Annotated in this window: 9 protein-coding genes and 1 pseudogene; 5 read left to right on the forward strand and 5 right to left on the reverse strand. The window is 57.7% G+C overall.

The window, feature by feature from the left end:
* Positions 1 to 190 precede the first annotated feature (190 nt).
* The 3 genes from ABYV89_RS09380 to glgP are packed head-to-tail and all read right to left on the reverse strand — an operon-like array spanning position 191 to position 3,261.
* Positions 191 to 955, reverse strand: coding sequence for an NRDE family protein (locus ABYV89_RS09380; RefSeq protein WP_432822692.1), 765 nt, complete (start codon positions 953 to 955; stop codon positions 191 to 193).
* A complete protein-coding gene (locus ABYV89_RS09385; RefSeq protein ID WP_432822693.1) occupies positions 946 to 1,524 on the reverse strand; it encodes a class I SAM-dependent methyltransferase in 579 nt (192 codons plus the stop codon). Before ABYV89_RS09385 ends, ABYV89_RS09380 begins: the two co-directional genes overlap by 10 nt.
* Before the next feature lie 24 nt (positions 1,525 to 1,548).
* Positions 1,549 to 3,261 (reverse strand): alpha-glucan family phosphorylase, encoded by a 1,713-nt coding sequence (gene glgP / locus ABYV89_RS09390; RefSeq protein ID WP_432822694.1) that lies wholly within the window; start codon positions 3,259 to 3,261, stop codon positions 1,549 to 1,551.
* 181 nt (positions 3,262 to 3,442) lie between these two features.
* On the opposite strand from glgP, the gene ABYV89_RS09395 reads away from it, so the two are divergent.
* A complete protein-coding gene (locus tag ABYV89_RS09395) occupies positions 3,443 to 4,294 on the forward strand; it encodes an ExeA family protein (protein WP_432822695.1) in 852 nt (283 codons plus the stop codon).
* Positions 4,295 to 4,362: 68 nt separating this feature from the next.
* Positions 4,363 to 5,244: a hypothetical protein gene (locus tag ABYV89_RS09400; protein WP_432822696.1), complete on the forward strand. Its 882-nt coding sequence runs from the start codon at positions 4,363 to 4,365 to the stop codon at positions 5,242 to 5,244.
* A 99-nt stretch (positions 5,245 to 5,343) separates the two neighbouring features.
* On the opposite strand, the gene ABYV89_RS09405 is transcribed toward ABYV89_RS09400, so the two are convergent.
* Both ABYV89_RS09405 and ABYV89_RS09410 read right to left on the reverse strand, forming a co-directional pair.
* Positions 5,344 to 6,198, reverse strand: coding sequence for a ChaN family lipoprotein (locus ABYV89_RS09405; RefSeq protein WP_432822697.1), 855 nt, complete (start codon positions 6,196 to 6,198; stop codon positions 5,344 to 5,346).
* Positions 6,191 to 8,014, reverse strand: a complete 1,824-nt coding sequence (locus ABYV89_RS09410; protein ID WP_432822698.1) for a M1 family metallopeptidase — start codon at positions 8,012 to 8,014, stop codon at positions 6,191 to 6,193. The genes ABYV89_RS09405 and ABYV89_RS09410 overlap by 8 nt, the downstream gene beginning before the upstream one ends.
* A gap of 555 nt (positions 8,015 to 8,569) precedes the next feature.
* On the opposite strand from ABYV89_RS09410, the pseudogene ABYV89_RS09415 reads away from it, so the two are divergent.
* From ABYV89_RS09415 to ABYV89_RS09425, 3 genes and pseudogenes are all read left to right on the forward strand, one after another.
* A pseudogene (locus tag ABYV89_RS09415) lies at positions 8,570 to 9,760 on the forward strand (TolC family protein).
* Positions 9,761 to 9,808: 48 nt separating this feature from the next.
* Positions 9,809 to 11,329 carry an efflux RND transporter periplasmic adaptor subunit gene (locus tag ABYV89_RS09420; protein WP_432822699.1) on the forward strand — a complete coding sequence of 507 codons (1,521 nt, stop codon included), beginning with the start codon at positions 9,809 to 9,811 and terminating at the stop codon, positions 11,327 to 11,329.
* A 52-nt stretch (positions 11,330 to 11,381) separates the two neighbouring features.
* Positions 11,382 to 12,241 (forward strand): efflux RND transporter permease subunit (locus ABYV89_RS09425; protein WP_432822700.1); only part of this gene is annotated, 860 nt, incomplete at its 3' end.

Raw genomic sequence — 12,241 nt, forward strand, 5'->3', positions numbered from 1 at the left:
AGCTGTCTGCTCACCAAAAAGCCCCCGGTTCTGCCGGGGGCTTTTTTGGTGGGTGATTTACTCTTCAAGTGCACCACCCGACGTAGCGCTTTGATGGACGGAGGTACAGATAGGAACCCTGTGCTGGCCGAACGCATTTTCAGTGATAGGGCTGAGGTGAGCCTGATCTGCTCGCCTCAGCCTGCTCGATTTAATCTCCGGCCTGGATCAGCACTTCTTCACAGGATTGCGGATCGCGCTCGAAGGTTCTTTCCCGCAGGCTGATGGCGCCATCCCATGCGATTAAGAGAATGGTTGATGAACGGGTACCGTAATCGGCACTCCGGATGAATCTGGGAGCGAGAATCCTCTCCCAGGAAAGACCAAAGCCGGTGTCTGGAAGTTCGTCGTCGGGCGGAATGCCCCTGTCGGCAAGCAAGCCGAACAGGCGATTGTCGTCCACTTCGGTCTGCTTGATGACCCCTTTAAAATCGGCTTTTCCCTGTCTGAGCTTGGGCCAGGGAGTGTCGAGCAGGTGGTTGCTGAGACCGTAACAGCCCGATTGCAACTCTTGCGGTGCTCGGCTGCGATTGGAATAGTACCAGGTCGTGTCACGGTCACCGGCCAACAGGTTGAATCCCCGATAGTCGTGGTCGATGGTTGTCAGGCTGTGAATGAAGTCAGCCGGAGATTGTCCGCCAGCCAAAAAGTCGCTGACCAACAGGCCGCGGGAGCGGCCTTTGACGGAGGTCCGTTCGGCGCCGCTGCGGTAGTTGGTAATGGCGGCCCAGCGGCCGTTGCTGGTGACGCCCAGCCAGGTGCCGCCACCGATGCTGTCGCGACCGGCAATGATATCGGGGGGATCGCTCCATTGGTGTGCCGGCAGGGTTGGCCGACGGTAAAATTCGTCCCGGTTGGCCGCCAGGATGAGACGGTAGCGCGGATGGGCCTGGCAGGCAAAGAAGATCAGGCACATGATGCCGTTGCTGGGCGCCGCGCCACGATGCCGGCCAGGCTTCCCCCTTTGCTGGAAGGCTCGAGTCCTTCTTCGTGCAGGAGAATCTCCCAGCCGGAAAAAATCGATAACAGTTCGCCCGGTGCGAGGACAAATTCTGTGCGCCGCGGGCTTCCGGAAAAGGAACCGGCCTGGCTGAATGTGCGCACCACGATGACGCCTCCGGGGCGGACGCTCTGTTTCAGCGCAGGAAAGAGCGTGCGCTGCAGGTAGAAGAAAACGATAACGGCGTCGAAGGTCGCTGCGGGGAGGGCAGGGGTATGTTCGAGATCAACGTGCTCGGCTGTGATTTCGAGCTGCCGGTTTGCCGCCTCGGCAAGCAGCAGTCCGATTCCTTCAGCCGAATAGTCGATAGCATGGACGGCATGTCCCTGCTCGGCCAGAAAGAGGGCGTTGCGGCCGCGACCGCAGGCGACGTCCAGCAGCCTCCCGGGAGGGAGCAGCGGCAGGACCCTGGTCAGCCAGGGGTCGGGACGCAGCGGGTGTTCGGCCTTTTCGCGCCAGCGATCATTCCAGTCAACAGGGGGCATTGGTCGTGATTCCTTCCGGCGCTGTCAGCGGATGTAGGCTTCGGTCGCGTAGCGGCGCATCATGACGTGGGTGTTGAAGTAATAAGCGTTCTTGCCGATGGCGTTTTTCATGACCCGGATCCAGCCGGCACGATCCTCATAATATAACGGAATAATGATATTTTCCAGCTTGTTATAAAGGTCTTCGAGGTCTTCCGAGGCATGATTGTCGTTCAAATCAGTTTCGGTGGCGGGTGGGCCGATCGACCAGCCGGTCATCCCCTCGATATGCCCTTCGATCCACCATCCGTCCAGCACGCTGAAATTGGGGACGCCGTTCAGGGCGGCTTTCATGCCGCTGGTGCCCGAGGCTTCAAGAGGCCTGATGGGATTGTTCAGCCACAGGTCGACTCCGGAGACAAGCCGGTAGGCGACCTCCATGTTGTAGTTTTCCAGGTACACTGCCTTGACTTGCCCCTTGATCTGGCTTGTCTTTTCGATGATCCGCTGGATTATCTGCTTGCCCGGTTCGTCCCGGGGATGCGCCTTGCCGCCAAAAACCAGTTGTAACTTCCCTTTACCGATGTGCACCAGTCGTTCGAGGTCTGTAAAGATAAGGTCGCCGCGTTTGTAAGTGGCCGAGCGACGGGCGAAGCCGATGGTGAGAACCTCAGAGTCGAGTTTTGTGCCGGTGGTTTCTTCGATATATTGAAAGAGATAGGCCTTGGCCCCGCAGTGAGCCTCCCAGATTTCCTCATCGGGGATGTTGTCAACGCGAACCAGCAGTTCCGGTTCGTGGGCCCAGCCGGGGATATACTTATCGAACAGGCTGACAAAATAGGGAGAAGCCCAGGTGAAGGTATGGATGCCGTTGGTGATAGCATGAATTTCGAAGCCCGGGAACAGGCTCTGAGAGATTTCGCCGTGCTTTTTCGCCACCCCGTTGACATAGCCGCTGAGGTTCAATGCCAGCATGGTCATGTTGAGGCTCTCTTTTCCTGCCAGTTCCTGCAGCAGGGGCAGGGGAATCCGATCGCCCAGCACCTTCTTTACCAAGTCATACGGAAAGCGGTCGTGTCCTGCCGGAACCGGGGTGTGGGTGGTAAACACACACTGATTCATAACCCGGCGGGTATCCCATGATGCGCGTTCATCCCAGGTGTCTTCCACCGGATGACGTGCTCGATCAAGAAGTTCGAGGGTGAGAAAGCTCGCGTGGCCCTCGTTCATGTGAAACTTTTTAATGCTGAATCCAAGGGCCTCGAGCATCCTTGCGCCACCGATCCCCAGAACGATTTCCTGCTTGAGACGGATGGAGAGATCGCCGCCGTAGAGGTGGTCGGTAATATGACGGTCTTCTTCTGAGTTGCCGGGAATATCGGTATCCAGAAACAGGGCAGGGATTTCGCCGCCGGTCGGGCTCTTGACCCGGTACAGCCAGGATTGAATTTTGATGTCACGATCTTCAATGGTGACCAGCGTTTTGACCGGCAGCAGTTCCATGAACCGCCCGGGATTCCAGGTTGCCGAAGCTTCCCGCTGCCTCCCCTCCGGGTCGATGGTCTGAATGAAATACCCATGCCGGCTTGCCAGGGTCACGGCAACCATCGGCAGCTTGAGGTCGGCAGCGCTTTTGATGGTATCGCCTGCGAGGATGCCCAGGCCGCCGCTGTAGGTGGGGATTTCTGCGGAAAGGCCGATTTCCATGGAAAAGTAGGCAATTTTAGGCTCCTGGGTAAACCGCTTCCAATGGCTCATGTATATTCCTTTCACAGCAAAAGTGCTCGACTGTCAGAATAGCAAAAATCGGTTCCGGCACCAGAGGGCAGCAACGCTTGCTTGAACCGCCCGGGGAGACTTTGCCCTTGAAAAACATTGGTATCTATGGGAAAGTTCAGCAAAGAAAGTTGCATTTTCCCCTGGAGTAAATACTTTCATCATGTATCTGGACTTTTACGGTTTCCAGGAAAAGCCTTTTACCATTACGCCGAACCCCCGGTTTGTCTACCTGAGCAGGAACCACCGGGAAGTTTTTGCCCACCTGCTGTACGGCATCGAGGACCGTTGTGGTTTCGTCGCCATTACCGGGGAAGTGGGAACCGGCAAAACCACCGTGTTGCGCACCCTTCTCGACGACCTCGACAATGAAAACTACCGGCTGGCCTTCATCTTCAATCCATGTCTTTCGGTGCTCGACCTTCTGCGCAGCATTCAGCGCGAGTTCGGTATTGACTCTGATGCCTCTGAGGTTGGAGACCTGGTCCATTCGCTCAACCAGTTTCTGCTGCAGCAGCGGCGGGATGGACGCACCGTCGTATTGGTCATCGATGAAGCCCAGAACCTCGATCCTTCGGTTCTCGAACAGATACGACTGTTGTCCAACCTGGAAACGGATGCCGACAAGCTGATCCAGATCGTACTGGTCGGCCAGCCGGAACTGGGAATACTGCTCAAACGGCGCAACATGCGCCAGCTCAACCAGCGCATCGTGGTTCGTTACCACCTGGGCACCATGGACCTGCACGATACCTGCGAATATGTAAGGCACCGGCTGACCGTGGCCGGCGGCGATGATGAAATTTTCACCCCGGCAGCTCTCAAGAAAGTATACCGTTTTTCCGGGGGACTCCCCCGGCTGATCAATGTTCTGTGCGGCAGAGCCCTGCTGCTTGGGTTTTCCCGGGACAGTAAGATCATCACCGCCCGGATGGTTGCAGCGGCCATCAAGGAAGTCGGCGCGCCGCGCAGGAACTGGATTCAGAGGCTGGCAGGCAGCTTGCGCCCTTTTTAGGGCATTTCATATGTTGATTCGTTCCTTTCCGCAGCACGTATGGCGGAACCGGGCGGGCAGGAGCAGCGATGAGCTCGATACTCAAGGCACTGAAAAAGGTTGAAAAAGAAAAAGGCGCATTTCAAGGGGGCGGGTCGCCGGTTTCCAGGGAAATCCTCAGCGAAATCTCTCGTCCGCCCAGAAAGTCCGGGTCGCGCGGCCGCCTGCTGCTGATTTTTCTGGTTCTTCTCGGTGGAGGTGTCCTCGGCGGGGTCTTTCTGATGCGGGATACAGAAGTGCCGTCGGTTCAGACTGTGCAGACTGTCGCTGATATCGCCCCGGTTTCGACGCCTGACGTTCCTGTCGAACCGGTTACCGAACCGGTTACCGTTGCGGCCGGCCAGCTCGAACCGCTTCCCGAACCGGTTGCGGAAACCACCGCCGAGATGCCCGTGCCGCCCGCCGATGCCGGCCCTGATCCGCTCAAAATTGCTGAAGAGGTTGTTCAGACGACCCGGGACGCAACCGTTGCGCTCAAGGCGACCGCGACCTCCCTGCGGGACACCGCGCATGCGCTTAAGAACAAGGTGATCGTCTCCTCGCAGCCCGCCGTGAGCCAGCCTGTTCCGGCCGCGGCGAAAACGGCGCCGCTTGTCGTGCCTGGCCCGAGGGCAGTGGCCGCTTCAAGGGCAGCCTCCGGTTCGAGCAGGGTACCGGTTTCGGTCGCGTCCCGTACCCCTGGGTGGTTTCTGAGCCAGGATGAAAACATCTCGGTGCCTGAACTGCTTGTCAGCGAAATTCACTGGCGTCCGGTGGCCAAGGAACGGCTTGCGGTGGTCAATGACCTGCCGGTTCTCGAAGGGGTTGATATCGAAGGTGCCCGGGTCGATCGGATTTTCAAAGACCGGATCCGCTTCGTTTTCAATGGCCGCTATCTCGAAGTCAAGGTGAGCACCGCAGCGGCTCAATGAGCGATCAAACCATTCGGGGCGAACGAAAGAATGTTTTTTCGAGACCGGATTTGTGCGTCATTTAAGAGCCCGTCGCCGCGTTGAAAAGGCTCCAGATCATCACGGAGCCGTCCATCCTTCCATCCCCACATCCAGCCATAAATAGTCGGCGTCTTCTTCGGTGGCGCTGAAACGATCGATGCGTCCGGGGATCTCCGGCAGAATCACCCTGTCCGGGGATGCCCCGGAATCCATGCGGCTGGGCATGCCGTATTTCCAGCTGTGCCCGCTGCCTGCCAGTACAATGGCCCTGGCATTCGGCCGGGTTTCCAGGTGTTGTGACAGGTTTTGGGCCATGCTGATATCCCAGAGCAGCTGAGCTTCGCAGAAATACACGAACGAATCGCCATGGCCGCCATGCCCGCCCATCGCTCGCCGGATGTAATTCATATAGGTCGGGTCGATCGTGCAGGCCACCTTGTCCAGACTTTTGCTCTGCTGTTCAGAGATTGACGCAAAACCTTCTGCTGCAACCTGCCTGGTGATTTCCCGCGAAATATTCAATCCGACCAGGGGGATCCTGAAATCCCGCGCATAAACAAAAATCTCCCGGTACTTGGGCCACATGCTCCAGTTCTGATTGTATATTTCAACGAAATTGTCTTCCGATATGCGATTGTCGAGCCACAGGTCCAACGCCTGTTGGTCGTCTTTGCGAAACATTTCGAGGCCTATCGAGAAGTCTCTGCCGGCCTTGCGTAGCGCATCAAGCAGGGCCAGCTGGGCCCGGTGATGTCCGTCATGGTCGTGCAGTTCCCCCACGAACACTACCCTGGCATCCTTTAGATCATTGATCATCTCCGCAAAGCTGATTTCCGTTCGGTCCGCTAATCGCAGAATGTGCGGGTGGGCGGCGGCAGTTGCGCTCCATGCCAGCAGAATAGCCAGCAAAATCCAGGGAGTTGGCTTACTCATGGCGTGACTCCGGGGGGAATTCATGGATTGTTTTTGAGCCAGGTGAAGTCCAGGTACCCTTGATGCGATTGCTACCCTGTTCGAAAACCAGGTAGCTGTACTTGCCGTAATGAGGAATTTTGCGACCGGCAATTTTTGCCGAATCGGCCGAGCCAGAGATAAACAGGGCGCAATTCTTCTGCTTTTGACGAGGGTGGGGCAAGGCTGCGAACAGGTCGGCGGCCGAACGAGTGAAGTCATTGCCCGCCACTTCAAAGGTGCGATCTCCAATCATCAATCCATCCGGCAAGGCGGGACGGATAGCGGATCGAGAAGGCAGCCCGATGAAAAGCAGGTCATGATCCCGCAGTTGCTCCTCGCTGACCGCAGATTCATGAACGACCAAGGCCCGCTCTTGACGGAGTGCCGCGACCAGGGTCAGGGCCGCCTTGCGGATCGGTTCTTCCAGGCTGTCGGCGACAATGACCAGCAGCTTGCCGGAACCCCGGATGCCGTTGACTGTCGGCGGGATTTCCTCGACGGCGAGTCGCCGGAACAGGTCGATGTCGGGATCCAGCCTGAGGCGGGTTGGCGGCCAGGAAAGGGTGATCGCAAAGGGGGTTTCTGCTTCTGCGCTGTCGATGAACTGGTCGCTGACGGCGGCCTCCCCCTCAAGCCGCAAAGGCACGGCAAGGTCGTAAGTTTCGCCCCGCTGAAGCAGTGTGCCGCTAACCAGCCACTGGCCATCTGTGCGAACTGAAGAGACATCACGCAGCTCCAGCGTCGGAGCCCCGGATCGCTCGACCCACTGACTGAAAAAGGCTGCCAGTGGTGCGCCGGATGTCGACTCGAAGGCCTGGCGAAAATCGCTCCACGAGGCGTGGCTGAACATCTTCTCTGCAGCCACTTTGCGCAGCCCGTCCCAGAAGGCGGTTTCACCGATTTGCTTTCTCAGCATGTGGAATAGCATCGCCCCCTTGCCGTAGCCTACTGCCTGGCTCGACTTGCTGTTCCGGCTGACGAAGCGGGCCAGCGCAAAATCGTTGTCCGTGCTCACCAGGGTGGCATAATCCCGCAGGATGTTTTGCCGGTACTCGGCCCCATCGGTCGCCGAAGCCTGCTCCTTGTACAGGTGGTCGGCCAGGTAGGTGGTCAGCCCTTCCGCCCAGTTGCCCCGCGAGGCATCGACCGCCACCCCCGTTCCCCACCAGGAATGGGCGATTTCGTGACCGAGGCTGGTTTCGACGATGAACGGCAGCCGCACCACGCTGCTGCCGAGCAGGCTCCAGGAGGGGAACCCGTAACCGGTCGGGAAGAAATTTTCTGCCACCGCGAATTTTTCAAAGGGATAGGGGCCGAACAGGCCCTGATACAAATCGAGGTAGCGCCTGGTCGCCTGCAGGTAGATCTCGGCCAGATCCTGGCTCTGCGGATAAAAATACGCATAGATCGGAATCGTGCCGGCCAGGTCTTTTTTTACCAGGTATGGCCCGGCTGCGAGGGACAGGGGCTGCAGCGGGTTCTCTGTTTCCCATTGGGAGAATGCCGTGGAAAGCGTTTCACCTGATTCCAACAGGCGGCCGGAGATGACGCCGACATAACCGGGCGGTGCCTCGATGCGTACCCGGTATCGAGCCGGTCCGCCCGGCAGCAGGGGATACCAGCCGGACGCGGCGGACAGGAAGGTACCATTGGGACTGATGGTGGCGGAAATACCGTAGGTCGGGTCTTCGTTATGGATCGGCAAGGCCGGCGGTTGCTGGTTGAAGACGGCCGTGTAGTTGACGACGATTTCGAGACGGTCCCTGCCGCCGGCAGCGGGCAGTTCAATGCTCAAATGGTCACCAGATGACCGGTAGCTGAGCGGAACTCCGGATTCCGTAACCCCATGGACCGTGCACTCAGAAGAAAGAGAGAGCGGGATGAGGCTCCGCTTTTCGGGGGAAAGCAGGAGTCGGGCTGTTCCGGATAGTTTTGAATGCTCTGGATCGAGCGTCACCGTCAAGTCGTATGCAATGGGGGCTGCAGAGGCGATGGAGGCCAGGGTGAGCGCCAAAATAAGAACCAGTGGGTAAAATGAAATTTTCATGCTTAAATTATTTGGCAGGCTGGAGAAATTGCAACTGTGAATCCCGTCAATGATGCGGAATATTCCGCGAATGTCTGTGGAATATTCCACAGACATTCTTCGGTACGCATTGGCGTTGAGCCTAAGTGGCTGTTTTAGAACAACAAAAAAACAGGCACGAATCGTGATAATGAATCAATTAACTATGTTGTTATTTGGAGGTTGGCCATGTTGTTTTTCCGCTTTTTTTTCATGATTGTCTTGTCCCTGCTGTTGATGTCAGCGGTACCCGATCTGCTGAGGGCTGAAACGCAGGCAGTTGCATTGGACGCTCTGATTACGGAAGCGCTGGAAAACAACCCGGAGATCAAGACTTCGGAGGCTCGCTGGGATATGTTCACCAGTCGGGTGAAGCAGGCCGGGACCTTTGAAGACCCGATGTTGATGCTGAAAATCCAGAACGGCCTGGTCAGCGATCCGCTGAGCTTCGACCAGGAGAACATGACCTCGAAGGTGATCGGCATCAGCCAGATGGTCCCTTTTTTCGGCAAACGTGATCTGCTGCGCGAAAGCGCACAATTGGAGGCAGATGCTGCCAGTTACGCTATCGAAGAGCGCAAAGTGGCTCTTCGTCGAATGATAGTGGAAACCTGGTACCGGCTCTATTTTGCCGATCGATCCCTCGAAATCGTGGACAAAAACATCGCCACCCTGGACGTGCTCAACCGGTTTTCCGAAACGATGTACGGAGTCGGCAAGGGGCTGCAGCAGGATGTCCTCAGGGGGCAGGTCGAACGTTCGAAAATGGAGGACATGAAGCTTTCCATCCTGCAGCAGCGCCGTTCTCTCGAAGCCTTGATGAATATCCTGCTGTACCGGCCGACCGAATCGGTTGTGCCTGAGATTCCCGAGGCGACCCTGGTTCCGGTCACATTGTCTCAGCAGAAACTGGAAGAACTCGCTTCGGGGAACCGTCCGCAACTTCGCAGCTTGTCCCTGCAGATCGACAAGGCGGCGGTTGGACGCAAGCTGGCAGAAAAGGACTTCTATCCGGATTTCACCTTTTCCCTGGAGTACATGCAGCGGGAGGCGACCTAAATGGGGTCCGACGGGGAGGATTTGTATTCCGCTGGGGTCACTTTTAATCTGCCGTTCCAAAGGGAGCGGCGCCACGCTATGCTGGCCGAGGCCGAGGCCGAAAACCGGATGGCCCGGCAAGACCTGGCCATGCTGAAAAACCAGATCCGCTTCGATGTGGCCGATGCCCTGGCCCGCATGGAGCGCTCGCGCAAGACCGCCGAACTCTACCGCGAAGGATTACTGCCCCAGGCGGAAAATACCGTGGAGTCGGCGCTGGCAGCCTACCAGGTCGGCAAGGCCGATTTCATGAACGTGCTCGACAGCCAGATGACATTGTACAATTTTGAACGGGACTATTACGAGGCCATAGCCGACCACCAGATGCAGCGGGCGCTCCTCGAAGCGACTGTCGGCGTGCCGTTGCCGGCGAACTGAACTGTATTATTTTCTATTCCTTTATACTGGTCTTAAGAGGACAGAATTATGAAAAAATCCGGGATCTCGACAAAGCTGTTCGTTGCTGTGGCCTTATTGGTGGCCCTGGCTGGCGGTTATTATTTGGGGGGGCTGCGACATGTCGGCAACGACGAGCATGCCGGCCACGGTCACGAGGCCTCTCCCGAAGCAAATGTTCAATACACCTGTGGCATGCACCCGTTTATCATCCAGGACGAACCCGGTATCTGTCCGATCTGCAATATGAAGCTCACCCCGATGAAGCAAGGTACCGGTAGCGGGGGAGCCCAACCTGTTGCAACTGGCGAGCGAAAAATTAAATACTGGCAAGCGCCCATGGATCCCACGTATATCCGCGATGAGCCCGGCAAATCCCCGATGGGGATGGATCTCGTTCCCGTTTACGAGGATGTCGTTTCTGGTGGCGGGATTCAGATCGACCCGGTAACCACGCAGAACATGGGTGTGCGCACTGAAATAGTTTCCCGGCGCGATCTTTCGCGCACCGTGCGTACCCTGGGCCTGGTGACCTACGATGAGCCCCGGCAGTTCTCCGTCAATTCCAAGATCGAGGGCTGGGTGGAGCGCCTCTATGTTAACGAGGATGGGCGGCAGGTAAAAAAGGGGCAGCCGCTGATGGAAATCTACAGCCCCGAACTGGTCGCCGCCCAGAATGAATACCTGCTGGCGTTGCAAAACAGCAGGCGTCTTTCGCAGAGCCCCTTCGGCGAAATTGCCGAGAGTTCCAGGCGCCTGCTCGATGCCTCTCGCACCCGGCTGAAATACTGGGATATCAGCGACAAGCAGATCAGCGCCCTGGAGCAGAGCGGCGAAGTAAGCAAAACCCTCACCCTGTACAGCTCTTATAGCGGGGTTGTTACCATGAAAAAGGTGGTGGAAGGGATGCGCGTGATGGCCGGAGAGGAACTGCTGCAGATCTCCGACATCTCCAAGGTCTGGGTCAACGCCGACATTTACGAATATGAACTCCCCTGGGTCAAGGTGGGACAGACCGCCCAGGTCGAGCTGCCCTTTGCGCCCGACAGGAAGCTGGAAGGGAAAATTTCATATATCTATCCCTATCTGCAGAGTGAGACCCGCACGGTCAAGGCCCGCATCGAATTCCCGAATCCGGGGCAGGAACTCAAGCCCGACATGTACGCCAATATCCGGATTGCCACCGGGGCGGTTCAGGGTGCCCTGGCCATTCCCGAGAATGCGGTACTCAATTCGGGAAAGGGTCAGACGGTATTCGTGGCCATGGGGGAGGGGAGGTTCGAACCCCGTTCAGTTAAGACCGGGGTGAGTGACGACAGCGGTTATGTCCAGATTCTCTCCGGACTTTCCGAAGGGGACGCCGTGGTGGTTTCGGCCCAGTTCATGCTCGATTCGGAAAGCAAGCTGCGTGAGGCGATCCAGAAGATGATCGCGCCCAAAAGTCAGCAACCCAGCGGTCAGGCCTCTGCAGAAACAACCCCGGAGCTCAACGACCTGTTTGATGAAAAACCTGCGCCGAAGCAGGAGGAACTTGACGACTTGTTCAAGTAGTTTCCAGCTTTTACGGCTTTCGATTTTTGACCTCTGACAGCAGGGAATTGACATGCTTGAAAATATAATCAGCTGGTCCATCCGTAATAAATTCATGGTCATCCTGGCGACGGTTTTCCTGATCGTCGGCGGGATCTATTCCCTCAAGAATATCCCCATCGACGCCATCCCCGACCTTTCCGACGTGCAGGTGATCATCTTCACCGAATACCCGGGGCAGGCGCCGCAGGTGGTGGAAGATCAGGTGACCTATCCGCTGACGACCCAGATGCTCGCCGTCCCCGGCGCCAAGGTGGTGCGCGGGTACTCCTTCTTCGGCTACTCCTTCGTCTATATCATCTTCGAAGACGGCACCGACATCTACTGGGCCCGCTCGCGGGTGCTGGAATACCTGAACTACGTCTCCGGCCGGCTGCCGCAGGGGGTTACCCCGACCCTGGGGCCTGACGCCACCGGAGTCGGCTGGGTCTTCGAGTATGCCCTGGTCAGCGACCGCCACAACCTGCAGGAACTGCGCTCCATCCAGGATTGGTTTCTGCGCTACGAGCTGACCTCGGTGGACGGGGTGGCCGAGGTGGCCAGCCTCGGCGGCTTCGTCAAGCAGTACCAGGTGGCCGTCGATCCCAACCGGCTGCTGGCCTACAACATGAGCCTGCCGATGGTCGAGATGGCGATCAAGAACAGCAACCTCGATGTCGGCGGGGGCGCCATCGAGATGGCCGAAACCGAGTTCATGGTCCGCAGTCGGGGCTATATCCAATCCCACGACGATCTCAAGCAGGTGGTGGTGGGGGCCAGCCAGCGCGGCACTCCGGTGCTACTGCGGGATATTGCCGATGTGCGCATCGGGCCGGAGATGCGCCGCGGTATTGCCGATCTCAACGGGGAAGGGGAGACCGTCGGCGGCATCAT

This window comes from Trichloromonas sp. (genome assembly GCF_041583255.1).
Taxonomy (GTDB): Bacteria; Desulfobacterota; Desulfuromonadia; order Desulfuromonadales; family Trichloromonadaceae; genus Trichloromonas.